Source organism: Enterococcus sp. (assembly GCF_022711995.1).
GTDB lineage: Bacteria > Bacillota > Bacilli > Lactobacillales > Enterococcaceae > Enterococcus_D.
The window spans coordinates 35,584-60,828 of record NZ_JALAHI010000073.1 but is presented as its reverse complement, the minus strand read 5'-3'; the positions used below and the strand labels follow the sequence as shown (position 1 = coordinate 60,828).

Annotated in this window: 23 protein-coding genes; 17 read left to right on the top strand and 6 right to left on the bottom strand. The window is 40.5% G+C overall.

The genetic code is table 11. The features are described from left to right. Nucleotides 1-149: 149 nt before the first annotated feature. The 10 genes from Q0A12_RS07190 (at nt 150) to Q0A12_RS07145 (ending at nt 12,655) form a co-directional block, all read left to right on the top strand. Nucleotides 150-1,418: an extracellular solute-binding protein gene (locus Q0A12_RS07190; RefSeq protein WP_291291980.1), complete on the top strand. Its 1,269-nt coding sequence runs from the start codon at nt 150-152 to the stop codon at nt 1,416-1,418. A 15-nt stretch (nt 1,419-1,433) separates the two neighbouring features. Further along, nucleotides 1,434-2,345 carry a sugar ABC transporter permease gene (locus Q0A12_RS07185; RefSeq protein ID WP_291291979.1) on the top strand — a complete coding sequence of 304 codons (912 nt, stop codon included), beginning with the start codon at nt 1,434-1,436 and terminating at the stop codon, nt 2,343-2,345. Continuing rightward, on the top strand, nt 2,338-3,171 hold the full coding sequence (locus Q0A12_RS07180) for a carbohydrate ABC transporter permease (RefSeq protein WP_291291978.1): 834 nt from the start codon (nt 2,338-2,340) through the stop codon (nt 3,169-3,171). Before Q0A12_RS07185 ends, Q0A12_RS07180 begins: the two co-directional genes overlap by 8 nt. A 67-nt stretch (nt 3,172-3,238) precedes the next feature. Next, nucleotides 3,239-4,363 (top strand): glycoside hydrolase family 88 protein, encoded by a 1,125-nt coding sequence (locus tag Q0A12_RS07175; protein ID WP_291291977.1) that lies wholly within the window; start codon nt 3,239-3,241, stop codon nt 4,361-4,363. A gap of 15 nt (nt 4,364-4,378) precedes the next feature. Beyond that, nucleotides 4,379-6,235, top strand: a complete 1,857-nt coding sequence (locus Q0A12_RS07170; RefSeq protein ID WP_291291976.1) for a DUF2264 domain-containing protein — start codon at nt 4,379-4,381, stop codon at nt 6,233-6,235. 12 nt (nt 6,236-6,247) lie between these two features. Then, nucleotides 6,248-7,438 carry a glycoside hydrolase family 88 protein gene (locus Q0A12_RS07165; RefSeq protein ID WP_291291975.1) on the top strand — a complete coding sequence of 397 codons (1,191 nt, stop codon included), beginning with the start codon at nt 6,248-6,250 and terminating at the stop codon, nt 7,436-7,438. Nucleotides 7,439-7,454: 16 nt separating this feature from the next. Then, nucleotides 7,455-8,285 (top strand): sugar phosphate isomerase/epimerase, encoded by an 831-nt coding sequence (locus Q0A12_RS07160; protein ID WP_291291974.1) that lies wholly within the window; start codon nt 7,455-7,457, stop codon nt 8,283-8,285. A 215-nt stretch (nt 8,286-8,500) separates the two neighbouring features. Further along, on the top strand, nt 8,501-9,337 hold the full coding sequence (licT, locus tag Q0A12_RS07155; protein WP_291291973.1) for a BglG family transcription antiterminator LicT: 837 nt from the start codon (nt 8,501-8,503) through the stop codon (nt 9,335-9,337). Nucleotides 9,338-9,360: 23 nt separating this feature from the next. Beyond that, a complete protein-coding gene (locus Q0A12_RS07150) occupies nt 9,361-11,193 on the top strand; it encodes a beta-glucoside-specific PTS transporter subunit IIABC (protein WP_291291972.1) in 1,833 nt (610 codons plus the stop codon). Nucleotides 11,194-11,221: 28 nt separating this feature from the next. Further along, a complete protein-coding gene (locus tag Q0A12_RS07145) occupies nt 11,222-12,655 on the top strand; it encodes a glycoside hydrolase family 1 protein (protein ID WP_291291971.1) in 1,434 nt (477 codons plus the stop codon). Between the two features lie 179 nt (nt 12,656-12,834). Here the strand turns inward: Q0A12_RS07145 and add are convergent, their stop codons facing one another. From add to Q0A12_RS07125, 4 genes are all read right to left on the bottom strand, one after another. After that, the gene (gene add / locus Q0A12_RS07140; protein ID WP_291291970.1) at nt 12,835-13,845 is read right to left on the bottom strand and encodes an adenosine deaminase; all 1,011 of its coding nucleotides are present in this window, start codon (nt 13,843-13,845) and stop codon (nt 12,835-12,837) included. 189 nt (nt 13,846-14,034) lie between these two features. Further along, nucleotides 14,035-15,144 carry an alanine dehydrogenase gene (ald, locus tag Q0A12_RS07135; protein WP_291291981.1) on the bottom strand — a complete coding sequence of 370 codons (1,110 nt, stop codon included), beginning with the start codon at nt 15,142-15,144 and terminating at the stop codon, nt 14,035-14,037. A 205-nt stretch (nt 15,145-15,349) separates the two neighbouring features. After that, nucleotides 15,350-16,081, bottom strand: a complete 732-nt coding sequence (locus tag Q0A12_RS07130; protein ID WP_291291969.1) for a C39 family peptidase — start codon at nt 16,079-16,081, stop codon at nt 15,350-15,352. Nucleotides 16,082-16,142: 61 nt separating this feature from the next. Beyond that, nucleotides 16,143-18,098, bottom strand: coding sequence for an ABC-F family ATP-binding cassette domain-containing protein (locus tag Q0A12_RS07125; protein WP_291291968.1), 1,956 nt, complete (start codon nt 18,096-18,098; stop codon nt 16,143-16,145). A 215-nt stretch (nt 18,099-18,313) separates the two neighbouring features. On the opposite strand from Q0A12_RS07125, the gene Q0A12_RS07120 reads away from it, so the two are divergent. After that, the gene (locus tag Q0A12_RS07120; RefSeq protein WP_291291967.1) at nt 18,314-18,991 is read left to right on the top strand and encodes a redox-sensing transcriptional repressor Rex; all 678 of its coding nucleotides are present in this window, start codon (nt 18,314-18,316) and stop codon (nt 18,989-18,991) included. Between the two features lie 66 nt (nt 18,992-19,057). On the opposite strand, the gene Q0A12_RS07115 is transcribed toward Q0A12_RS07120, so the two are convergent. Beyond that, nucleotides 19,058-19,426: a thioredoxin family protein gene (locus Q0A12_RS07115; protein WP_291291966.1), complete on the bottom strand. Its 369-nt coding sequence runs from the start codon at nt 19,424-19,426 to the stop codon at nt 19,058-19,060. Nucleotides 19,427-19,628: 202 nt separating this feature from the next. Here Q0A12_RS07115 and Q0A12_RS07110 point away from each other — a divergent pair, with 202 nt between their 5' ends. The 6 genes from Q0A12_RS07110 (at nt 19,629) to Q0A12_RS07085 (ending at nt 23,560) form a co-directional block, all read left to right on the top strand. Further along, nucleotides 19,629-20,567: a permease gene (locus Q0A12_RS07110; RefSeq protein ID WP_291291965.1), complete on the top strand. Its 939-nt coding sequence runs from the start codon at nt 19,629-19,631 to the stop codon at nt 20,565-20,567. A 3-nt stretch (nt 20,568-20,570) separates the two neighbouring features. Continuing rightward, the gene (locus Q0A12_RS07105; RefSeq protein WP_291291964.1) at nt 20,571-21,398 is read left to right on the top strand and encodes a TIGR03943 family protein; all 828 of its coding nucleotides are present in this window, start codon (nt 20,571-20,573) and stop codon (nt 21,396-21,398) included. A 165-nt stretch (nt 21,399-21,563) separates the two neighbouring features. Continuing rightward, on the top strand, nt 21,564-21,830 hold the full coding sequence (locus Q0A12_RS07100) for an IreB family regulatory phosphoprotein (protein WP_003127496.1): 267 nt from the start codon (nt 21,564-21,566) through the stop codon (nt 21,828-21,830). Then, the gene (gene ruvX / locus Q0A12_RS07095; RefSeq protein WP_291291963.1) at nt 21,830-22,261 is read left to right on the top strand and encodes a Holliday junction resolvase RuvX; all 432 of its coding nucleotides are present in this window, start codon (nt 21,830-21,832) and stop codon (nt 22,259-22,261) included. The genes Q0A12_RS07100 and ruvX overlap by 1 nt, the downstream gene beginning before the upstream one ends. A gap of 22 nt (nt 22,262-22,283) precedes the next feature. Then, nucleotides 22,284-22,610, top strand: a complete 327-nt coding sequence (locus Q0A12_RS07090) for a DUF1292 domain-containing protein (RefSeq protein ID WP_291291962.1) — start codon at nt 22,284-22,286, stop codon at nt 22,608-22,610. Between the two features lie 479 nt (nt 22,611-23,089). Beyond that, nucleotides 23,090-23,560, top strand: a complete 471-nt coding sequence (locus Q0A12_RS07085; protein ID WP_291291961.1) for a YbhB/YbcL family Raf kinase inhibitor-like protein — start codon at nt 23,090-23,092, stop codon at nt 23,558-23,560. A gap of 967 nt (nt 23,561-24,527) precedes the next feature. Here Q0A12_RS07085 and Q0A12_RS07080 read toward each other — a convergent pair. Beyond that, nucleotides 24,528-25,022 (bottom strand): aromatic acid exporter family protein, encoded by a 495-nt coding sequence (locus Q0A12_RS07080; protein WP_366030993.1) that lies wholly within the window; start codon nt 25,020-25,022, stop codon nt 24,528-24,530. Nucleotides 25,023-25,245: the final 223 nt, after the last annotated feature.

The window sequence follows — 25,245 nt, the reverse complement described above, 5'->3', positions numbered from 1 at the left end:
CTATAGAAACGTGATGTAACCGCTTCATTATCAAGCGGAAAAAATCCTTCTGGAGACATCAAGTATTGTATAAAACAAGGAGATGAAATGTAGCTATGCTGTCAAAGAAAAAAACAATTATTGTAAGTATTTTTCTAATAGTTTTGTGCATGAGTGGTTGCAAGAAAAGTGAAAAAACAACTTCCAATATTACAATTGATGACAAAACTATCACAAAAAAAACAACATTAGAAGTATATGTTGCAAGTGGAAAACTCACCAATTATGTTACGTCTGTTGCTGAACTCTACAATCAAGAGACAGGAGCGAACATTGATCTAAAGATTACAAATGTGGCTTCCGGAACAGCAACGGTTCAAATGATTTCCCCTAAATTGGTGACCCACGAGGATATGCCGGATATTGTATCGATTTCTGATTCAGCTGCTTCAGGTGTAATCTCGAAATTTCAAGATGCTTTTTATAGTGCTTCAGATTTTGGATTCTATGATAAGTTTGGCAAAAATTTTTTTGAACAAAAATTGAGTCTGTTACGTAATCAAACAAATAATAATACCATCATTCCATGGGCAAGCGACTTTACGCCAGCAGTTTCTTTTTATCAACCAGCATTGTTTGAATCCGTCGGTGTTCATTTTGACACCATCAAATCATGGGATGAATATATTGAAGTCGCAAAAAAAATAAAAGAGAAGACCGGAGTATATGGGATCGCTCTGCCTGAAGCTGGCGATCAAGAATTCTTCATTGATCTGATGGCACAGCAGGGAATGCCACTGTTTGATAAGGCTGGAAACCTCAATCTAGGAACAGAAGCGATCAACGCAGCGAAAGTAATCAAAAAAATGATCGATGCAGGGATTGTTAACTTTTACGGTTCTCAAGATGCAGAAAAAGCATTTCAAGAATCCGCTATGTTTGTAGCAGGCGGATGGTATGCCACAAATATGTCGTTGAACTTTCCTGATGCAGCAGGAAAATGGCGGATTGCTGGAATGATTCCCTTCACTGATAATCAATCAAGTTTTGTTCCTATTTCAGGCGGTTCCAGTTTTTATGTTCCTAAAGATGCCCATCACCCGGATGTTGCCCAACAATTTCTCACTTTTATGATGACAAACGAGAAAAGTTTGGCTATTGCGCTGAAGGAAGGGGTAGCAGCTTCAAATCAGAAAGCGTATGATACTTCGGCTGCAAATAATGGCTTCGCTTATTTTGGTGATCAAAAGTATAATCAGCTTATTTTCGATTTAAATCAAAATACTGCTGCCATGTTTTTACCACCAAATTACTCAGATGCGACTTCTTATATAACAACAGCAGCATATAAATATTGGAGTACCGAATCATTCTCTGACTCATATTTGCAAGAGGCTGACAATTTTGCCAATAAGTATGGAATAAAAATAAATAAATAGTAGGAGGAAAGAAGGATGTTAAACGTATTATCAGTCAAAAAGCACACGAAACCCAAAAAAAGCCATTCTCTCATTCATCAAACTAGTGCTTATGGGTTTATTTTACCGTTTGTAATATTTTTTGTTATCACAATTTTGATTCCTATCGTCATTTCTTTTGCATTTAGTTTTATGGAGATTGGGTACAATTTCAAATTTGTGGGTTTAAAAAACTACATCGACATATTCAGAGATCCTTTGTTTGTTACTTCATACACAAACATTTTGATTATCATGGTTGGTTCAATCCCGATTACGATTTTGTTAGCAGTCTTTTTTGCAGTATTGCTTAATTCACCGACTATCAGAGGAAAAGGCTTTTTCAGAACGGTTTATTATATTCCCACGATTACCTCTACCGTTGCTGTTGCCTCTGTTTTTATGACTTTTTTCAATCCGTCTGGCTTGTTCAATGGCTTTTTGAGTGCTATCGGTCTAGCACCTATCCAATGGCTGACAGATCCTTTGTGGATCAGGATTTCAATGATCATTACTATGATCTGGATGAATGTTGGCTACAATACGATTCTATTTCTGGCTGGTCTACAAGGAATATCTACGGAAATGTATGAAAGTGCGGAAATCGATGGGGCATCGAAAATAAGACAGTTCTTTAATTTGACGATACCAATGTTAAAACCGGTCATATTAATGGCGACGGTTTTGGCAACGATCAATGGCTTGGGAACTTTCAATGTCCCAAATATTTTCTTTGGTACTTCCAACGGTCCCGAAAATGCAGCATTAGTTGTTGGAGTGAATTTGTACAAGACGAGTTTTGAAATGGTTGACTTTGGGAAAGCTTCTGCAATTGCATGGACGATGGTTTTTGTTTCAATGATTCTTTCAGTAATTCAGTTTAAATTTGGAGGAGATAACGATGAATAATCCAAAGAAAACGACAAAATTTGGAACCTATCTTCTACTGATCGTAGGTTCGGCCATCTTTTTATTGCCTTATTTATATATGCTAGTTGCTTCAACTCAAAGTAATCAAGAAATTTTGAGTGGTGGCATTAATTTTAAATTTAGTGATCAACTGGCAACCAATTGGAAAATGTTGACAGAGCGGTACAATTATTTGCTGATAATCTGGAACTCAATCGTTATTGCTGTTCTAAGTACGTTTCTCGCAACTGTTAGCTCAACGATGGCAGGATATGCTTTGGCGAAATACAAGTTTAAAGGAAGTGGTTTATTCTTCAATATGGTGATGGTATCACGAATGGTCCCATTTTTTACTACTTTGATTCCACTTTTCTATTTAATGGCACGAATGGGATTAACCAATACTTATGCAGGAGTGATTATTCCTGCTATTGCTAGTACAACTTCAGTATTTATGATGAGACAGTATAGCCAGCAATTTCCAACATCATTGATGGAAGCAGCAAGGATCGATGGTGCGAATGAATGGACTATTTTTTACAAAATTGCTGTGCCAATCCTTAGGCCCTCGATTATTACCAGCGGATTATTGATATTTATGGGTAGTTGGAACCAATACTTATTCCCATTAGTCATGTTATCAGACAATGATAAATTTACGGTCCCTTTGATTATTCGAAATCTTACGATCTCTAGTACCGGTGAGCCTATTAATTATGGCGCATTGATGTTAGTCCTTGCGACATCTGTGATCCCAATGGTTCTGATTTATGTGTGGGCGCAATCGAAATTCAAAGGAAATGATATCGGTGCTTCAAATAAATAAATCCTATGCTTGATGGGTTTTCTGTTCTTGTGCATACTTGTTCTAAAAAGAACCAGAAGGAGATTGTATGGATAAACAACTAAATCTTTGGATCGATGATTGTCTCGAAAAAGCAGTAGATAAAATCAAGGCATCCGTTTATCGCTTAGGAAATAAAATTCCTTATATCGCTTATGACGGAATTTATACTGATGTAGTTGAAGAACGTGGTATCGATTGGTGGACCAATGGATTTTGGAGTGGTATTCTCTGGCAAGCGTATCATTATACCGATGAAATAATTTTTTTTGAAAAAGCAAAACAACAAGAAAATAGACTGATGGATGCTTTGAGCAATTTTCGCGATGTTCATCATGATGTTGGCTTTCTTTTTCTGCCTTCTGCAGTTGCCCACTACCGCAAAACCAAGGATGAACAGTCGTTTTATACAGGACTTCATGCAGCCAATCTGCTTGCTGGACGGTTTAATATTGATGGTAATTATATCGTTGCATGGAATGATGATAAACCGGGATGGATGATCATCGACTCGATGATGAATTTGCCGCTTCTGTATTGGGCATCTGCAGTTACTGGTGATCCTCGCTTCTATAAAATTGCGGAGCGTCATGCAGAAACAACGGCCCGATTTCTTGTTCGTCCTAATGGTACAACTGGACATATTGCTTGTTTTGATCCGGAAAATGGTAGTTTTATTCAGTATATTGCTGGACAAGGATATAGCGCTGATTCGGCTTGGAGTAGAGGACATGCATGGGCACTCTATGGATTTATTTTAAGTTACCGACATACACAAAAAACAAATGATTTGTTGCTTGCAAAAGAATTAGCTAATTCTTTCATTCGTTTTGTTAAGGAAACAGAATACATTCCAAAAGCTGATTTTCTGACTCCTGAAAATGAACAAATTTTTGACACGAGCGCTGGACTCTGTGCTGTTTGCGGCTTGCTAGAGCTTTCAAATTGGGTGATTAAAGAAGAGAAGGAATACTATAAGAGTTATGCAATAAAAATTTTGCAGGCAATCGTATCTGAATATGCAGATTGGAATACGAAAAGCGATGGCATTATCGGTGGTGCTACAGAAGCTTATCATCGGTATTTGACACAAAACGTTCATGTTATATACAGTGATTATTTCTTTTTTGAGGCATTATTGCGCCTAAAAGAGAAGCATCTATTTATTTGGTAGAAGGGAAAGTATTGGATGGGAAATTACTTTTATAAGGGAAGCAAAGAAGAATACTTTCAATTGTTCAAAAGAATCAATACGCCACTGAGACCTTTTTATAGTCAAAGTGGAGCTAGAATCAAATATATTCATAATGGTGTAGGCTATGGCAATAAAATAGCTGAGATTGAAGGGTTTTCCAGAGTCCTTTGGGGAGCTGGGCCAGCATTCAATCAGTTAGATCAAGAATGGTTTCAGATGATCGTATCTGGTATCAAGTGTGGAACAGATCCAAACCATCCTGATTATTGGGGCGAGATAAACGATCGGGACCAAAGAATCGTGGAAATGCCAGCGATTGCTTTGGCATTGATTTACCATGAAAACTTACTCTGGAACCAGTTTTCTTCACAGGAACAACAACAAATTGCTAATTGGCTTAGTCAGATTTTAGAAAAAGAATGCGCAGATGGAAATTGGCAATTTTTTAAAGTAATCGTTGGAACAGTCTTGAAACGTCTGGGTTTTTCAATCAATGATCGAGATTATCTGGCTGCCTTTGAAAAAATTGAGGATTGTTACTTGGGAGAAGGCTGGTATCGAGATAGTTCACGAGGTAGGCAGGATTATTATAATCCATTTGCTTTTCATTACTATGGGTTGGTTTATAGTGTTTTAGAACCTGATGCAGAGATAAGCGCTATTTATCAGCAACGAGCGTTACGTTTTTCTAAAGACTATCACCATTTTTTTGCCGAAAATGGAGCCAACGTTCCATTTGGTAGAAGCATGATTTATCGGTTTGCCGTCTCTTGCTTTTGGTCGGCCATGGTCTGGGCGGGATTAACTCCCATTAGCTTAGGTGAAATGAAAGGAATTATCCAAAGAAATATCAGTTGGTGGCTTGAAAAAGAAATTTTTGACGAAAATGGGATTTTATCACTGGGCTACACATATGAACAATTAACTGTCACAGAGCCATATAATAGTACACTGTCTCCACTATGGCTTAATAAATTGTTTCTGTTACTTGATTTACCGGATAATCATCCTTTTTGGACAACAAAAGCGATTCCTCTGAAAGCAAGGCAAGAAACATATCCTTTGAGCAAAGCGAAGATGATCGCTATGCATGACGGACAGCATACTGTATTTTTGAACGCTGGGCAAACAGGTGTTAACTATCATTTGTTGTCAAATGAGAAATATTTAAAATTTGCCTATTCTAGTTATTTCGGTTTTTCGATCCCACGTTCCTATGAAACGAAAAGCAGCTTTGCAATGGACTCAATGATCGGACTTCGCAGAAGTTACTCTCATGACGAAGCATCAATTGATAGGTTGGAAGGAAACTATCTTGTCCGAAACAATGTAGAAAACAGTCGAGTAACGAATACCTATAGTGCTTCTACTTGGAGAATTCCTGATGGTTCTTCAATCCGCACTTGGCTGATTCCTTTTGACGGTTGGCAAATCCGCGTTCATCGTTTGTTCTTAAAGAAGGACTATATGGTTTATGAGACCGGCTTTGCATTAAGTGCACCTCCGGAGATAGACACAAAAGTAGCATCTTCTGAAAATGAACACTTTGCTACAAATAAAAATGGTTTTACTGGATTAAAAGTTTTTTGTTGGCCTCAGAGTTATAGACAAAGTCCTGTTACTTGTTACCCAAATACAAGTATCATGACTTGGGAAAATACATTTCTTCCTGGTGTAGAGTGCTTGCTGACTGCAGGAGAACATTTCTTGATCACAGGGATATACGGACATCCCTCAAAAGACCATGCAAAACAAAAATGGGCCCAAAAATTTGATATCACGTTTTTATCAGACAGCATCGTGAGAATTGCTAACAATGATAGAGATAAAACAATTAATTTGGATGAGTAAAAGGATGATTAGATGATAGACAATGTAAAAATGGAAGAAATCAAAAGAATAGAACGTTTTGCAAAAGCTTCCTTTACTAAAAATGATATCAATAATGAGATAGTAAGGTGCCAAAGTCACATTCAACAGTTGCTAAAACGCATTTCGAAGGTTTCCGAAGAGTTTCCAGCGGAATGCCCTGAGAATGATCTTTATCCACTGCGAGAGAATATTGGCTGGACAGAGGGGTTTTGGTCCGGCATTATCTGGCTTTTATTTGAAGAAACACAGAAGGATTATTATAAAAAATTAGCCTACGACATTGATCAGAGCTTTATTGAACGCATCCAGAAGCAAATTGTGACGGATCACCATGATTTAGGCTTTCTGTTTTCTCTCTCAACAGTTGCTGAGTATAAATTGACCGGTTCTGCTCTAGCCAAAGAAGCATCGATTACGGCTGCTGAGACGTTATTAAATCGGTACTGGCAAAAAGCTGGAGTTATCCAAGCATGGGGAAGTGCAAATGAACCTAGTCAACAAGGAAGAATGATCATGGATTGTTGTATGAATCTTCCACTTTTATATTGGGCCAGTGAAGAAACCGGCGATATGAAATTCAGTGAAGCAGCCAGTAATCATATCAAAAATGCAGCAGATTATTTAGTTCGAGAAGATGCCTCCACATATCATACATTTTATATGGATGTTGAAACAGGGCAACCTAAGTATGGGAGCACGCATCAAGGCTTTAATGATGATTCTTGTTGGGCAAGAGGCCAAGCATGGGGAGTATACGGTTTTGCTTTGAGTTACCGTTACCTGAAAGATCCCAAATACTTTGAGTTAAGTAAGAAACTAGCAAATTATTTTATCAATCGCTTGCCGGAAGATCTTATCTGTTATTGGGACTTGGATTTTGTTGAAGGCAATCAAGAACGGGATACCTCCAGTATGGCTATCTTGGTTTGTGGACTGTTGGAATTGTTAGAATATGATTTGTTCAATAGCCAAGAAAGACAATTATACTCTCGTATTGTAAGTAGCATTATGCTATCTTTAAAGCAGAACTATTCGACGAAAGCTGAGGCCGATGGCTTTTTGACACAATCTGTTTACAATATGCCGAAAGGGAATGGTGTCAATACGCCATCCATTTGGGGGGATTACTATTATTTAGAAGCCCTCATCCGCATGAAGGGTCATTGGCTTTCATTATGGTAAAGAAAGGACTGAAAAGATGTTTAATCTCGCTGTTCGAGGGCACGACTTAACAAAGGCTCGTGACCCGCAAGATCTCGCCTATGAAATCGCTGAAAAAGGCATCAAGAATGTTCAATTTGCACTAAATGCTTCATTTCCGGAACTTAGTGCTGCTGCCCAGATCAATCCAGGAATGGGAACTTTTTTCAAAAATGAATTTGGGCAACAAGGGGTTCAAGTGGCATTACTAAGCTGTTATAGTAATTTGATTCATCCGGATGCGGATGAACGAGAAAAGATTTTGCAAAAGTTTGAACGCTATCTTTTTCATGCACGCTATTTTGGAGCGTCAATGGTTGCTTCGGAAACGGGTTCCGTTATTCCCACACTTGGTTACACGGAAGAAAATTTCACAGATGAAGTTTTCGATGACCTTGTAACTGTTGTACAGCGGTTGGTAAAAACTGGGGAACGTTGTCAAACAATGGTTGGGATCGAAGCAGGATTAAATCATCCTCTATTTTCCAATGACCGAATTCAGGAATTGATCGCAAGAGTTCCTTCTGATTTTCTGGGCATCGTCTATGACCCTACCAATCTCATCACTCCGGAAACGGCAAGCAAACAAGTGGAAATCGTTGCAGAGGCCTTTGAGAAATTTGGTGAACGAATTGTCTGTCTCCACTTGAAAGACTATGTGATTGAAGAGGATCGCATTGTTTCTGTCCCTTTAGGAGAAGGAATCATTCCTTATCAAGCCGTTTTACAAATCGTTGACCAATACAAACCTTACTGCTATGTCGTATTGGAGGGAACGAAAGATGAAGGAATCAAACGGGCGGTGGCTATGATTGAGGAATTAGGATAAGCGCAGTCCTTGGGCTCACTGATTAGAAGGCCTCAGTGGGCGGATTAAAAGAAAGGGTTTACAACTTTTTTTCTCTGTGTTATTATATAGAAAATTAAACATCCTTGGATAGGATGGTCATTGTTTTTTAACAAGCTAAACCTATCTGTGAGTACACGTTTTTTGTCGTACCCACAGATAGGTTTTTTTGTGTGAAAAGGAGGGGGAAAAATGGAATGAAGATTTTTCGCGTGTTGAACAATAACGCTGTCAGCATTATTGGCGAAAATGAACGGGAGCAAATTGTTTGTGGACCGGGAATCGCATTTCAGAAAAAGAAAGGGGATGAAATAGACGAAACAAAAATAAATAAAAAATTTGTTATTCAAAATGATGCGATGAATCAGAAGTTTCAACAGCTATTAGCAGATATTCCTTTAAAGCATATCGAAGTGGCAGATGACATTATCAGCTATGCGAAAACCCACATAGGGAAACGCTTGAATGAAAGTTTGATTATTTCTTTAACGGATCATATTTATACTTCCTTGCGAAGGTTTCAAGAAGGCATCGAATTAAAAAATGCATTGATTTGGGATATTAAACGATTTTATAAAGATGAATTTGATGTTGGATTAGAAGCACTGGCAATTATTGAGAAACAATTCAATGTACGACTGCCCAAAGATGAAGCCGCATTTATTGCGAACCATATCGTAAACGCAGAATTGGATAGTTCTGTTGACGATATTTCAGAAATGACGAAGCTGATGCAGGAGATATCAAATATTGTTAAATACTTCTTCAAAATCGAATTAAATGAAGAAAGTGTTTATCATTATCGATTTATTACACACATAAAATTTTTCGCGCAACGGGTTTTGACTAAAAGTCAATACGGTGAGGAAGGCGACGGTTTGTTGCAGATACTAGAAATCAAGTATCCAAATGCTTTTCAATGCGTGAAACGAATTGAGACTTACATCGCTTCCCACTACAATTATCAAGTTTCAGATGAAGAAAAATCGTATTTGATCATTCATATCGAGCGTTTGGTTTATAAAAATACTTAATAAGAGAAGAAAGGTTGATAAAAATGGCAAAATACACAGCTTTAGCAAAAGATATCGTCGAAAATGTCGGCGGAAAAGAAAATATTGTGGCATTAGCCCATTGTGTGACCCGTTTGCGCTTTAACTTGAAAGATGAAGGAAAAGCAAATGATGACGTTTTGAAGAATATGGAAGGCGTCGTAACTGTTATGAAAACCGGCGGTCAATACCAAGTCGTGATTGGCAATCACGTGCCTGAAGTTTACCGAGAAGTGACTGAAGTGGCTGGTATCGCTTCTCAAAGCAGTGGGAGTAGTGAGAAGAAAGCGATGAGTTTCAAAGAAAAGTTTTTTGACTTAGTCACAGGTATTATGTTACCTTCCATTGCTTTACTTTCGGCATCTGGGATTATTAAAGGAATAAATACAATCTTAAGTGTGACTGGCTTGTACGGGATGGATAGCTCGTATTATGAATTAATGAATGCGATTGGCGACGCTATGTTCTTCTTTCTACCAGTGGTGCTAGGATTAAATACGGCTCGCAAATTGAATGTCAATCAATTTTTAGGTTTAGTCACCGGGTTGATACTTTGTTATCCTGCTATCAATGGCATCGATATGAATTTTTCCGGTTTTCAAATGAATGCCACCTATACATCATCAGTCTTACCAGTCATTTTGATTGTCGCACTTGAAGCGCCTTTGGAACGGTTTTTCAATAAAGTGATTCCTGATGTGGTCAAGACCTTTATTGTTCCGATTTTAGTCTTACTGATTGCAATTCCAATTGGGTATATTGTGATTGGTCCACTTGCAAATATGTTAGGGTTCTTCCTAGGAGATATTATGCAAGCAATCATCGCTTTCAGTCCAATCGTGGCAGGTCTGGTTGTCGGAGGATTTTGGCAAGTCTTTGTTATGTTAGGGGTCCATATGATGCTATTGATTCCATCGATCACTGCATTGGTTTCTGGAACACCGGATAGCTTCATGCCATTACTTGGTAGTGTCAGCTTTGCTCAAACAGCAGTTGTATTGGCTATTTGGCTGAAGAGTAACGACCGCAAGTTAAAAAACATTGCCTTTCCGGCGTGGATCTCAGGAATTTTTGGTGTGACGGAACCAGCGATTTATGGTGTCACGCTGCCCCGAATCAAAATGTTTGTCTTATCTTGTATCGGAGGTGCGCTGGGGGGCGCAATCACCGGATTTCTGAATGTAAAAATGTACACTATGGCTGGTATGGGCATCTTTTCTCTTCCAGGAGCAATCAATCCTGAAACCGGCTCTATGTCGGACTTGATCAATCTGGTCATTGGAATTGTTGTCGCATTTGTGGTTAGTTTTATCGCTGCTTATGTTCTTTACAAGGACGATGTGTTGGAACCAAAAACTGCTGAGAAGCCATTAAATCGCAAAGAACAAATCGTCACACCGATCCAAGGGGAAATCTTGCCATTGAGCGAAATCAAAGATTCAGCTTTTTCTGAAGGTCTTCTAGGACAAGGATTTGGTATCGAGCCTTCAGAAGGGAAAGTATTTGCCCCTTGTGATGGAACAATCATGACACTTTTTCCTACGAAACATGCCATCGGACTGATTTCTGATAATGGTGCAGAAGTATTGATCCACGTGGGATTGGATACAGTGAAATTGGATGGTCAGTATTTTGAAAGTCATGTCGAAAAAGGACAGCATGTGAAACAAGGAGAGTTACTTTTGAGTTTTGACATTGCGGCTATCAAAGCTGCAGGTTTTTCTGTTCAAACACCCGTTGTGATCACCAATACGCAAGATTATGTGGATGTTGTATCGATGGTCAATGAGAAGAAACGTTTTGAATCAGGACATGAGATTTTGACACTGATTAATTGATAAAACAAACGAATAGGAGAGTGGAAAAATGAGTTATCCAACAAATTTTTTATGGGGCGGCGCAGTAGCAGCCAATCAATGTGAAGGTGCCTGGAATGTAGGTGGAAAAGGGGAAAGTATTTCAGACCATATGCGAGGGGGCAGTCTGACTAAGAAAAGACAATTTGATCGCGAGATTTTGCCAGAGGAATACTACCCTAGTCATCAAGCCATCGATTTTTACCATCATTACAAAGAAGACATTGCTTTGTTTGCAGAAATGGGTTTTAAAGTCTTCCGTTTATCAATCGCTTGGAGTCGAATTTTTCCTAATGGTGATGAACTTGAACCGAATGAAGAAGGATTGAAATTTTACGATCAAGTATTTGATGAATGTTTGAAATACGGCATTGAGCCATTAGTTACTTTGAGTCATTTTGAGATTCCGTACCAGTTAGTAAAAAAATATAATGGTTTTGCTGATCGTCGAGTGATCGATTGTTTTGTTCGCTACTCGACAACAGTGATGGCGCGCTACAAAGACAAGGTGAAGTATTGGTTGACTTTTAATGAAATCAACTTTGCCTCTATGCCTTTTGGCAATTTGAATGTGTTGGGAATATTAGACGAAGAGACAGTAGACCCGTTTGATCCTGTAGATGACCTACAGCGTCGCTATCAAGCCCTTCATCATGTGTTTGTTGCTAGTGCGAAAACTGTTGTTGAAGGACACAAAATCAATCCGGAGTTTCAAATTGGCTGTATGCTGGCACATATGACCTTTTATCCACTAACACCTAACCCAGAGGATGTGTTATTGGTTCAACAATGGGACAATCACTTTAATAATTATTGCGGGGATGTTCAAGTAAAAGGAAAATATCCGTTCTTTATCAAGGAATATTTTAAGAAAAACAATGTGACTATTACTTTTGAGCCGGGAGAAGAGCAATTGTTGGAAGAGGGCAAGGTTGATTTTTATTCGTTCTCTTATTACTCCTCAAATTGTGCCAGCGTTGAGAACGGAAAAGAAATGACTGCCGGTAATCTCTTAGGCGGCATCAAGAACCCGTACTTGAAAGCAAGTGAGTGGGGCTGGCAAATCGATCCTACAGGATTGCGGTTTACATTGAATAAGCTATATGATCGCTATGAAGTGCCACTGATGGTGGTGGAGAATGGCTTAGGTGCCGAGGACACCATTAATGAGGCAGGCGAAATCATTGATGATTATCGCATCGACTATTTACGCCAACACGTGATTGCGATGGATGAAGCAATCGAAGATGGCGTAGAGTTAATTGCTTATACGATGTGGGGCTGCATCGATTTGATTTCTGCTGGAACTGGTGAAATGAAAAAACGGTATGGGTTTATTCATGTCAATAAAGAAAATGACGGCTCAGGTGATTTAAAACGGAGAAAGAAAAAATCATTTGACTGGTACAAACAGGTGATTGCCTCCAACGGGAAAGATATTTAAGCACCCTATTTCACTGAAATAAAAATGAGAAACAAGACGAGAGAACGCTAGTGCATCAACAGTAAGGGGTCATTCAGAATGGATGATCCATTACGAGGATGTACTAGCGTTCTCTTTCATATGTGTGAGCTTTTGCGACGGCTTTTTTGGTCCATCAATGGTACCCTTCACTCATTGGGTTACTGGATTTTCCAGTTGCCAATTTTATCTAATAATGTTTCTTTTACTTTTTCACTGGCAAAGGAGTGGCGGGCGGCGGTCTCATTCAATAAGCGCAGTTCGCTTTCTGACATTTGGCAGTGACGGGTCATGTGCAAGTATTCATCAGTCAATGTTGTTTTAGAAACGGTGCGGTTATCTGTGTTTAAGCAAAAAGGAACGCCTGCAGTCAGCCACTCTCTGAAAGGATATTGGTGATAGTCCGTGATGGCTTTGGTATGCACATTGCTAGTAGGACATCCTTCAATGCAGATTCGATTGTGGGATACAAATTCTTGAGCTTTCTTATCCCCTTTCAAAATGATGCCGTGACCAATACGTTTTGCGCCACTTTCGATTGCTTGGTAAACATTACGGATACAGCCGCATTCCCCGGCGTGTAGGGTTAACTGCACCTGTTCCTCTACGAAAAGTTGGTAAGTCGGGGCTAATTTGGCGACATAGTCGTCTTCTTCTGGACCAGCCAAATCGATACCCACGACTTTCTCTTCAGAAATAGACTCCGAAAAAATTTGGGAGATTGCAGCAACGGATTCCTGACGCATCCCGATGATCAAAAGATTCCCTTTTATCGGATAGATGGACTCCGCACGAGCGATCCCTCTGGCTACTGCTTGAATCGTTTGCGGACAGGAAAGCCCCTGTTCCATTGACTGACTAGGAGCAAAGCGGATTTCGATATACGCGACGCCATCTTCAAAGGCTTGTTCCATGACATCAAAGGCGGCTGCTTCTAAAGCAAATTCACTTTGCAAGTAAGGGAGAACAAAATCAAAGCGTTCCAAATATTCATTAAGATCGGAACAGTCTTGGGGGGCTTGCATCCGTTCTTCAAGAATCGACAGCTCTTGAGGGATAGGCAGGTTCTGCTGATTGGCAATCTTAAGTAATGTTTCTGGGCGAATCGATCCATCCAAATGGCAGTGCAATTCTACTTTAGGAAAGGCTTGGATTTGGCTTTTTGTTAACACGTCATTCCTCCTCGCATACCCAGGGTACGCTGAATTTTTTATGTATGAATATAGCATAGATCGCTGTTATGTACTAGCGAAAAAAGGAAATTCTCATGATAAAAAGCCCATCTCAAAAAATAGCCGCTGCCAGAGGAAGAGTGATCCCTGACAGAATAGGCATTTCTTGAGATGGGCTTTTTGCTGAAACTAAATCAGTTCTGAGAGTTCAATGGCATCGATCGCCAGATCTTGTGCAGCTTCCTTCAACGTGAAGTGACCGTCAAATGCGATAACACCACGGGCCAAAGCAGCATTGGTCCGTAATGCTTTTTCCGGATCCGCGGCTAATTGTTTGGCGTAAGGCAATGTGGCGATACTCAATGCTAATGTAGCGGTCTGAGGTACTGCACCAGGCATATTTGCCACTGCATAATGGATCACTTCTTCTTGGATATAGGTGGGATCATCATGGGTGGTGACGCGATCTTCCGTTTCAAAAATTCCTCCTTGGTCAATAGCGATGTCCACGATCACGGATTTTTCTGCCATTGCTTTGACCATCTCACGGCTGACTAAGTTCGGCGCTTTTTTGCCTGGCAGCAGGACGGCACCAATGACTAAATCAGCTTGTCGGATGGCTGCTTCAATGTTGAACCGATTAGAGAAGAGTGTTTGAACTTGTCCCCCAAATAGCTGGTCCAATTCTTGCAAGCGGGGGATAGATACATCGAGAATCGTCACTTGTGCGCCAAGTCCCAAGGCCATTGCTGCGGCATTGGTTCCCGCAACCCCACCACCAATAATCGTGACTTGCCCTTTGCGAACACCTGGTACACCGGATAGGAGAATCCCTTTGCCACCGTAAACTTTTTCTAAAAATTGTGCACCGATTTGAACAGCCATCCGGCCGGCAATCTCACTCATCGGTGATAATAATGGCAATGCGCCATTAGCTAGCTGGACATTTTCATAAGCAATCGCTCGTACTTTGGAAGACATTAGCACCTTTGCCAAATCTGGATTGGCAGCCACATGCAGGTAAGTAAACAAAAGTAGTCCAGGACGTAAATAGGGATATTCTTCGGGGAGCGGCTCTTTGACTTTCATTACCATGTCCGCTCCCCAGGCATCTGCAGCAGTGGAAACGATCGTTGCGCCCACTTCCCGATAGGCTTCATCTGCAAACGTCGAGCCGATACCGGCACTTGTTTCAACCAAGACCTCATGTCCTTCTTGTACCAATTCGTAGACGCCAGCCGGCGGTAATGCCACGCGGTTCTCATTGTTCTTGATTTCTTTTGGGATACCGATTTTCATATGTTTCACACCTTCCTTTCTTCCATTATAAAGGAAAGCGGAACCATTGTAAGTGGAAAGCGTCGATTCTTGGAAGATGATCGCAACCGTTGCACAAGAAACAGCTACTTCTTTTCCAAGATTCCTCATAAAAAACGACCGACGAATGGGCAAAAGAAGCAGAATCCTGCATTTGTCTTTTGATCATCTGTCGGCCGTTTGTTATTTATAAGCTGCTGCCATCGTTTGTAAAGGTCCAAAAATGTAAACTTTGATTGGCAATTTCTTCCAGTGAATAGGGCGTGCGATAATGGCTCTTTTCCGGTGTGTCGTTTGGATCTAAAACGACAATATTGTCATCTTGCATACCAGCCAATACCATCACATGACCAGTATCAGTAAAATCACCACTGGTCACCGAAACGATCACGGGATGTCCAAAACGGAGATAAGTCGCTACTTGATTCGTGTCCGTACCTAAATCATGGTACGTATAGCCAAATGCATCACCAAAATCGGAGAAAATCCGCCAATCGGTTCCTTGCTCAGCGACATAATAGCTATCTTGTGCCCAATCCAGAACTTCCAGCGGCGAAACGTCATCCTCTCGCAAATAAGCGAGTACCATAGAAAGAGAGAGCAGGGCGCAGCCGTTATCGCGTAAAGTTTGCGTACCATCTGAGCCATAGGAAAAATCTGCCCATTCTTCATTGGTTTGCAGATAAAGAGGTGTTTGAATCCCAACATCCAGTAAGGAATCATTTACTTCATCATTAAAATCAGATTGGTCATAAGCCGCTTCCATCATGTCATAATCTTCAACAACATATTCATCGGAGCTGTAGCTGTGACTAGAGTAACTGAACAAAGAAAGACGAACAAATGCAACAAAGAGCATACCCAGCCCCACCAAAACAAGCAAAAGATTTCGCCTGTTTGGATTCCCATTTTTTTTCATAGCTTTCCTTCTAAAGTAACGAAAAGTCTTACTTCAAGTAAAGCAAAGGGAAAGAAGATTGTCATCCGCCTGTAGACTGATTCGTGTCACTTGTTTCTAGTTCTTCCAGTTCCAGACTGGCGTTTTCCCACGCTTCCATTAGTTGTTCTTGGGTGGCATGGGCTGTTTCCATTGCTTGATTCAGCGCAGATAAACGAACATGATCGTTTAACACATCAGGCTGTGTCATCGCCTGTTCAATTTCCTCCAGCTCTGCTTCGATTTTTGCCATGTCTTCCTCAATTTGAGTGACTTTTCGCTGCAACGAACGCAGGGCTTTTTGTTGTTCTTTGCTTTGGAAGAAAGACTGTTTGCCTTGTGAAATTGCTTTTTCCTGAACCACCGTTTCCTGTAAGGCGGCTAATTCGGTTTCTTCCAATTTCTTCTCCAGGTAATAATCATAATCCCCTAAGTATAATTTGCTGCCAGATTCAGACAACTCGATCACTTTGGTCGCGATTCGATTGATAAAGTAGCGGTCATGAGATACAAAGAGCAATGTGCCTTCATAATCGATCAAGGCATTTTCCAGCACTTCTTTGCTGTCGATATCCAAGTGGTTGGTCGGTTCGTCCAAAATCAGGAAATTGTCATGATCCATCGCCAGTTTTGCTAAAGCGACCCGCGCTTTTTCGCCACCACTGAGCAATGTGATGGGCTTTTCGACATCTTCCCCAGAAAACAGGAAACTGCCTAAAATCGTACGAATCTCTACTTCTGGCGTAGTCGGATGTTCATCCCATAACTCTTTCAAGATCGTTTTAGTGGAATGAAGGTCGGATTGGGTTTGATCATAGTACCCAATCGAGACATTGGCACCTAACTGTACATCTCCCCGAATCAAAGGGATTTTGTGGATCAGCGACTTCAGCAGGGTTGATTTGCCAATCCCGTTTGGTCCCACCAATGCAATGGCATCTTTCCGGCGGACATCCAAGTCGATTGGTTCGGACAAAACCGTTTCTTGATAACCAATGGCGGCATCTTCTACTTGCAGTACAACATTACCCGAAGGTTTATTGATAGAGAAAAGGAAGTTTGCAGATTTTTCATCTCCTTGAGGCCGATCGATCCGCTCCATTTTTTCTAATTGCTTTCGTCGGCTTTGTGCGCGTTTAGTGGTCGAAGCACGCACAAGATTCCGAGCGACAAAATCTTCTAACTTGCTGATCTCTTCTTGTTGTTTCTCAAAAGCTTTCCATTCACTTTGCAGCTGCTCGGCTTTCAACACAAGATACCGGCTGTAATTGCCTTTGTAATGATGCATTTTCCGCCGACTTAGTTCATAGACCTCATTGACGACTTTGTCTAAGAAATAGCGGTCATGAGAAACAATCAAAAGGGCACCGGAATAGCTTTGAAGGTAGCCTTCTAACCAAGATAATGTATCAATGTCCAGATGGTTCGTCGGTTCATCCAAAATCAAAATATCCGGCTTTTGCAGCAACATTTTTGCGAGTGCCAAACGTGTTTTTTGACCACCGGACAATGTCTCGATGGATTGTTCATAAAACGTTGCATCGAACTTAAAGCCGTGAAGTACCGAGCGAATCTCATTTTCATACCCATAGCCATTTTTGTCTGCAAATTCATGCTGTAATTGATCGTACTCTTTCAATAGCGCTTCATAAGCAGCAGAGGGTTCGGTTTCTGAAATGGCAATTTCAACGGTCCGCATTCGCTCTTCCATCTGACGAATCTCAGCAAAAGCAGTCAACATTTCTTCCCAGACAGTGGCTGTACTGTTTAAGCCAGTATCTTGGGCTAGATAGCCAAGAGTCGCCGCTTTATTTTTGGCAATCGTTCCTTTATCCGGGCTTTCAATCCCGGCAATGATTTTTAACAGCGTCGATTTTCCCGCACCATTTCGTCCCACAAGCGCAATCCGCGAATGGCTGGCAATCTCGAGGTGAATATTCTCAAATAAAACTTCAGCGCCAAACAGTCTGGCGATTTGATTTGCTTGTAATAGTATCATACGTATTCATTCCTATTCTTGAAGTCACTTGTCTCCTTGGTTGCAATACTATCAGTCTATCATATTTTGTGATAAACAGCGATTATGAAAAAAGGATGATTGTATCATTAAATAAAAAAAATTTCAAATTGTGAGCAATCAAATTGATTTTTGAGCAAACTATTTGATATGATAGCTACATCACACGTGAATTTTTCACAATGGGGGAGTTTTTCTTGAAAGATCATCAAATTCCAAAGGCAACAGCGAAACGTCTGCCTTTGTATTACCGCTATTTACGCATCTTACACAACGCTGGCAAGTTGAAGGTTTCATCAACTGAACTAAGTGAAGCTGTCCAAGTGGATAGCGCAACGATTCGTCGCGACTTCTCTTATTTTGGGGAATTGGGAAAACGTGGCTATGGATACGATGTTGAAAGCTTAATGCAGTTTTTTGCTAAAACATTGAATGAAGACCATATGACTAATGTCGCGCTAGTAGGTGTTGGTAATTTAGGTAGCGCGTTGCTAAAATATAAATTTCATCAAAGCAACAGCATTCGGATCAGTGCTGCCTTTGACGTAAATGAAGATATTGTAGGTAGAATCGTAGACGGTGTTCCGGTCTATCCAATGAGCGATATGAAAGAACAAGTCAAGATTCAACAGATCGATGTTGCCATTTTAACGGTTCCTGCACAATATTCGCAAGACTTGGTCAATGAGCTTGTGAAGGCTGGAATCAAAGGCATCTTGAACTTTACACCTGCACGAATCACTGCACCAAAAGGCGTCTTGATCCAGAACGTTGATTTGACGAATGAGTTGCAAACACTGATTTATTTCTTGCATTCTGGCAATGTCTTAACGACAGATGAGTCGGAACATCAGGAAACTGCTGATTCAGAATAAAAAGCTATAAACACTGTCGCTCCACTTCGCTTTCGCAACTGCGAGAGCGGGGGAGCGACAGTGTTTTTATTGTGTCAGCTGATCAAAGAGGTCTTCATAAGAAGGTGTCTCCAACTTGCTGAAGGCAGCGGTGTAGCCAGCAGTCACTGTCGCCAATTTTTTGAAGTCGATGATGCGGGCTTCACGATGCCGTTCCTTTCCTTCAACATATAAAAGGACGACTGGAGCCGTCAATGCGGCAAACTGTCCAGCTGCTTCTGGAACAGCAACGACATCGATGGCATAAAGAGGCACGTGCTGCTCGAAGGCTAACTTTTCGATACGAGGCTTATCAGCTAGGCACACACTGCAAGCAGGTTGTGAGAGATACACAAGTGCCAATGGGACTTCGTTTATCTTCGTCAGCAGTTCATCTAATGTATTCATTTGTATCATGTTGATCCCTCCCCGCAGATAATACCTCTAATGTACGTTCTGGCGGGGCACTTTGTCAAAGAAATGGTCACCATCATTAAAAGGACAAAAGCTAAAGAAGCTTTAAGGTGCCAACAAAGACCGTAAAAAACATTGTGCATTGAAGCAAAAAAACGTATAGTAGTTCCAGCGAAATTATTTTTTGATAAAGAAGGTTGAATCTATGTTACAAGGCTTACCAAATTCTGTTTTGCAGATGAGTGTGATCTTTCTCTCCATCGTCATTGAAGCACTGCCTTTTGTCTTGCTAGGCTGCTTGATTTCTGGCGCATTGCAAGTTTTTCTGACACCGGAACGAGTCACGAAAATCCTGCCAAAGAATAAATTGGCTTCGATTGCGATGGGGTGCGGACTAGGGGTTTTTTTTCCGTCTTGTGAATGCGGGATCGTGCCAATCGTCAATCAATTCGTCAAAAAAGATGTTCCCGTCCACACAGCTTTTGCCTTTATGCTGACTGCACCAATTGTCAATCCTATTGTGATTTTTTCGACATTCATTGCTTTTGGCAATTCGGCAAAATTCGCTGTCTTACGAGTGCTGGGCAGTTTACTAGTGGCAATGGTGGTAGGTATCTGGTTGGCTTATTTCAGTAAGCAGGAAATTTTGAAAAAGCAGTTGAGCACAGCTTCAACGGAGCACCATCAAGGACATCACCATGATCATGCCCATGTTCATACCCATGATTCAGAAGCGAAGGAAAGAAAGTGGACGCACCAAATGCGGCATTTATTGCAACACAGTATCGATGAATTCTTTGATACTGGCAGATATTTGATTATTGGCGGATTGATTGCAGCAGCGATGCAGACGTATCTGCCAACGGGAATGATGTTGACATTAGGTTCTACAAAATTTTTGGCCGTGCTGGTGATGCTCGTTTTGGCATTGACGATGTCTTTGTGTTCTGAAGCCGATGCATTTATCGGATCTTCACTGCTTAGCTTATTCGGAGCTGGTCCAGTCGTGGGCTTTTTAGTCTTTGGTCCAATGGTGGATATCAAAAACCTATTGATGATGAAACGCTATTTTACCGGTCGATTTATTGCCACGATGGTCGGTCTGATTGCTGTGGTGGTCTCAATTTATGCATGGGTGGTGTAAAGAATGATCCGTTTTTTGATTTTATCTGGCTATTTTGAGCTAATGATGTATTTGCAAGTATCCGGTAAGCTGAATCAGTTCATCAATGTCCATTACCGTTATCTAGCGATTCTTTCAATGATTGCCTCACTATTTTTAGCATTGGTTCAGCTGTATTTCTGGGTGAAACAAACCCCTGATGAACATGAAGATGCGCATCACCACGGACTTGAAAAAAAATCTCAGCGCATCATTGCGTATTTCTTATTAGCATTACCAATCATTGTTGGCCTGTTTTTCCCGACGGTCAGTTTGGATACGACTATCGTCGAAGCGAAGGGATTCAATTTTCCTTTGAGTGAAGAATCTGTCGGCGACCCTGAGATGAATACCCAATACCTTAAACCGGATACGAGTCTCTATTACAATAAAAAAGATTACAATGAACAAATGACGACTTCTTTAGCCAAATATGCTGATATGCAGACGATTGCTGTCACTGATGAGAATTATCTGGAAGTCATGGAATTGATCTACACGTACCCAAGCGAATTTATCGGGAAGAAAATCAGCTATGATGGCTTTGTTTATCACGCAGAACAAGATGATCGCAATGAAATCTTTTTGTTTCGCTTTGGCATCATCCATTGTGTAGCTGACTCCGGCGTTTTCGGATTACGCGTCGAGTTGCCCGAACAAACAGTGACCGAGAATGATCAATGGCTGCATATTGAAGGAACGATTCAGTCACAATACTATCAACCTTTTAAACGAGATCTGCCCATGGTAGTTGTAGACCAAGAACAAACCATCGAGGCACCGGCTAATCAATATGTTTACCGGTCATTCTAGCAAAATGAGAGAAATATTGCTTTTTTTGAAAAAGTTCACAAAAATATCATAAAGCTTTGTTATAATAAAGATAAGCTAGCGCAGATGTTTGTAGTTTTGCAAAACGTCGAGTACAATAGAGACGTATAATGTGCTAAAAAACAACACAAAGAGAGGTGTCGTGAAATGGGTTTTACAGATGAAACAGTTCGGTTTGATTTTGATGATAGCCGTAAGAAAGAAATCAGTGAAACATTAGCTATTGTGTATCGTGCATTAGAAGAAAAAGGATACAATCCAATCAATCAAATCGTCGGTTATCTCCTTTCTGGCGACCCGGCTTACATTCCTCGTTATCGGGATGCCCGGAATTTGATTCGTCGTCATGAACGAGATGAGATTTTAGAAGTTTTGATTCGTTATTACTTAGGAAATCACGGGATCAACCTATAATGAGAGTCATGGGTTTAGATGTTGGTTCACGAACAGTAGGGGTAGCTGTTAGTGACCCTATGGGATGGACAGCGCAAGGGATCGAGATTATCCGCATCAATGAAGATGAAAATGACTTCGGTTATGACCGTCTTGGCGAATTAGTCAAGGAGTATGAAGTCAATCGCTTTGTGGTCGGATTACCCAAGAATATGAACAATACGATTGGTCCGAGAGCAGAAGCTTCTTATGCCTATGGCAAGGCAATCGAAGAACGATTTGGCTTACCTGTCGATTACCAAGATGAACGTTTGACAACTGTTCAAGCAGAACGGATGCTGGTGGAACAAGCCAACACATCGCGAGCCAAACGAAAGAAAGTCATTGACAAATTAGCAGCCGTAATGATTTTACAAAATTATTTAGATGGTGCTGGAAAACAACTGTTTTAGTTTACAGAAAAGAGGAAAAAATATGTCAGAACATACGCATGATCATAACCATGATCACAATCATGACCATGAAGGTCACGAACACATTACATTGATCGATGATCAAGGCAACGAAACATTATACGAAATTCTTTTGACAGTAGATGGACAAGAAGAATTTGGACGCAATTACGTGTTGCTTTATCCAGCTGGTGTACCAGAAGAAGAAGATGTCGAATTGCAAGCCTATGCCTACGTTGAAAACGAAGACGGTACAGAAGGCGAATTAGAGCAAATCGAAACAGAAGCTGAATGGGATATGATTGAAGAAGTCTTCAATACATTCATGGCTGAAGAAGAATCTGAATAAAGAAATGATGGCTGAACCCTTGATAGATAAGGGTTCAGCTTTTTTTAGTTTGAAAATAATGATTTTTAAAAGCAACGATACCATAAAATGACTCGGGCAGTTATGGGAATCGTATAGGGGCGAGGGTTATCCTTTAATAAGGGAATTCTTACTAAAATAGCTCATCATACAAATAAGAAGCGTGGTTTGCTGGTACTCCACACCATTCCTAGTTTTTTGTTGGCGAGCAAAGTTTCCTTTGGTCGTGGCTGAGGTGTCTGTCACTGGCCTACGCACAAGCGATGAAATAGAGTAACTCTTTTTTCATTTCTGGTAGCAGCTGTCACTTATTCACGCTCTCTTTAGTGGGTCCTCATTGTTCCTATTCTGTCGATCGTTGCTTTTTATTACTGAAATGATAAACTAATAATATGTAAGCCGATTTTCTTCGTTTTGAGAACCAAAAGCTAGTACCAGGTCTTTTTTAGGAGGATAGTATGATGGCTGTAAAAAATACGTTGATCGTAACAAGTGTTTTTGTGGATGGCGGAAAAATACCGATTGAATATACTGGGCACGGCAAGGATATTTCGCCGAAACTTTTTTTGTCGGAAGTGTCTGATAAAGCGAAAACACTTGCGGTGATCATGGATGACATCAATCATCCCATTTTTAAGGTGTATAACCATTGGACGATTTGGAATCTACCTGTGACACAAGAAATACCGGAAGGCATACCACATGGAGAAATCCTAAGTGATTTTGGAGGTGCTGTTCAAGGAATTGGCTATGGACGGCATAGGTATAGAGGGCCAAAACCACCTTTTGGAGCGACGCATAAATATCACTATCATGTCTATGCGCTGGATCGTCGTCTTGATCTTAAACCAAAGAGTAAAAAAGCGGATTTGTTACATGCTATGAATGGACACATTCTACAGCATGGTTGTCTCACTGGTGCATATAAGTGAGCTTTTAATTAAGTAGTTTCTTTAATAAATGAGGGCGTCAATGAAACGATTATTTAGTAGGATTATCCAACAAGTGACGGAGAACCTCGCGGTTAGATAATTTTTTTCAAGGAGAACTAATGATAAAAGAAAATTGGCAACCAGGCTCAGTGAAAGACGAACACTAAATTGCTGTGTCGTATTTCGCTCAGTTTCTTGGAAAGTTTCTTAATTTATGTCAAAATTTTGAATGGGAGTTGTTCAATGATGAATAGGAATCAGAAGAAACGACGTGCGGGGGTGATTGGATTGTTTGTCCTTTTGCTAATCATATCCTCTCTAATACAACAAATGAAGTATTATGGAATAGCTGCAGTAATCGGGATAGTACTAATGATTCTGGCTGTGATAATTTTGTGGCGATATCTCTTACATCACCATATCATTACTATAACCTGGTCAAGCATGACCTATGAACCAACTTCTTACAAGAGTGAACGCATATTTTTATTTAGCCTCGTTGCATTAGTAGCACCCATCCTCAGGCTCCATGATCTAACCCTTTATGATGGCATTATTTCTGTTGCAGCAATAGCGGTAGGCATCATTGGCTTCATATTAAATGAACGCAGACTAGCAGAAAAAGTTAGAAATTAAGAACGAGAAAATTACTTGAAGTGATCCGTTTTTTTTTGCTTTCCTCACGTTGATTAACAACTAACTAAAAAGCTAATCAAAACCAGTGAGGCGAAAGTCTAGCCGGTTTTTTTATTTGAATTGTTTAGTTGCTGAGTGACTATAGATCAAGGCTGAAAAAGGACAGACATGGAACTGTCTGCTAGGTCTGATAGGTTTGATCTTGTGGAGGAATCTTTTTAGCTTATGCTTTGTCCCATTAGGAAAATTGTTTTGGTAGTGAGGTGGAATGGCTAGCCGGTCACCAAAGCAAAAACGTGCCGAGAAATTACTCTAGGCACGTTTTTTTATCTTATTCTTCTGCTATTTTGGCTGATGCGGGTAAGCATCGATTGACGACGATTGCGACGGCCATACCAATGAAACTATCGATCACGCGATTAAAGGCGTAAAGATAGGATTCCGTTTGTGGAACCATAAATAAAATCGTCAAAAGGGTGGCGCAGGCGCCGACTGTGCCTTCATGGTAATCGAACTTTACTAATAAAGCGATCATCACCATGATGACCAAAGGGATCGATAGGAGTTGAACAAATTGTGTGTAGCCAAAAAATTTGAAGAGCCCGATACAGACGATCGATGCCAATGCCCCAAAGGTATTTCCGGCAATTCGATGTCTGCCATACTTGACAGTCGTTCCGTGGTCTTCTCGCAGTGTAAAGACTGCGGTGATTGTGGAAACGACATAAGTCTCCCGTTGTAATAGAAAACTGAGGAGAATACAAATAAAAACGCTGATGCCCGTTTTTAAATTTCGCAAACCAAACTTTAATCCTAATAAGCGCAAAAATGCCATCCTTTCATGAGTGATTCTCTTAAACGTTACAAACGAGACATATTATACCATAAGACGGATAGGTTAGTGAAAAAAATCCGGAAAGGGTTGAAGGAAAGGCTTTCTTTTGTGAATTTTTTTGGATCAAAGGCCCAGCGAACGTTCTTCAAAGCGAAAGAAAATACTGGAGAGCACTATCCCTAGAGCGAATCAGTTGCCTCGAGTGGTAAACAAG

Coding starts and splice junctions, on each gene's coding strand:
- ald (WP_291291981.1), bottom strand. CDS start 15,144: ATGAAAATCGGTATCCCAAAAGAAATCAAGAACAATGAGAACCGCGTG.
- Q0A12_RS07170 (WP_291291976.1), top strand. CDS start 4,379: ATGGGAAATTACTTTTATAAGGGAAGCAAAGAAGAATACTTTCAATTG.
- Q0A12_RS07145 (WP_291291971.1), top strand. CDS start 11,222: ATGAGTTATCCAACAAATTTTTTATGGGGCGGCGCAGTAGCAGCCAAT.
- Q0A12_RS07100 (WP_003127496.1), top strand. CDS start 21,564: ATGGGTTTTACAGATGAAACAGTTCGGTTTGATTTTGATGATAGCCGT.
- Q0A12_RS07165 (WP_291291975.1), top strand. CDS start 6,248: ATGATAGACAATGTAAAAATGGAAGAAATCAAAAGAATAGAACGTTTT.
- Q0A12_RS07105 (WP_291291964.1), top strand. CDS start 20,571: ATGATCCGTTTTTTGATTTTATCTGGCTATTTTGAGCTAATGATGTAT.
- Q0A12_RS07110 (WP_291291965.1), top strand. CDS start 19,629: ATGTTACAAGGCTTACCAAATTCTGTTTTGCAGATGAGTGTGATCTTT.
- Q0A12_RS07185 (WP_291291979.1), top strand. CDS start 1,434: ATGTTAAACGTATTATCAGTCAAAAAGCACACGAAACCCAAAAAAAGC.
- Q0A12_RS07115 (WP_291291966.1), bottom strand. CDS start 19,426: ATGATACAAATGAATACATTAGATGAACTGCTGACGAAGATAAACGAA.
- Q0A12_RS07175 (WP_291291977.1), top strand. CDS start 3,239: ATGGATAAACAACTAAATCTTTGGATCGATGATTGTCTCGAAAAAGCA.
- licT (WP_291291973.1), top strand. CDS start 8,501: ATGAAGATTTTTCGCGTGTTGAACAATAACGCTGTCAGCATTATTGGC.
- Q0A12_RS07130 (WP_291291969.1), bottom strand. CDS start 16,081: ATGAAAAAAAATGGGAATCCAAACAGGCGAAATCTTTTGCTTGTTTTG.
- Q0A12_RS07085 (WP_291291961.1), top strand. CDS start 23,090: ATGGCTGTAAAAAATACGTTGATCGTAACAAGTGTTTTTGTGGATGGC.
- Q0A12_RS07180 (WP_291291978.1), top strand. CDS start 2,338: ATGAATAATCCAAAGAAAACGACAAAATTTGGAACCTATCTTCTACTG.
- Q0A12_RS07125 (WP_291291968.1), bottom strand. CDS start 18,098: ATGATACTATTACAAGCAAATCAAATCGCCAGACTGTTTGGCGCTGAA.
- ruvX (WP_291291963.1), top strand. CDS start 21,830: ATGAGAGTCATGGGTTTAGATGTTGGTTCACGAACAGTAGGGGTAGCT.
- Q0A12_RS07190 (WP_291291980.1), top strand. CDS start 150: ATGAGTGGTTGCAAGAAAAGTGAAAAAACAACTTCCAATATTACAATT.
- Q0A12_RS07090 (WP_291291962.1), top strand. CDS start 22,284: ATGTCAGAACATACGCATGATCATAACCATGATCACAATCATGACCAT.
- Q0A12_RS07160 (WP_291291974.1), top strand. CDS start 7,455: ATGTTTAATCTCGCTGTTCGAGGGCACGACTTAACAAAGGCTCGTGAC.
- Q0A12_RS07150 (WP_291291972.1), top strand. CDS start 9,361: ATGGCAAAATACACAGCTTTAGCAAAAGATATCGTCGAAAATGTCGGC.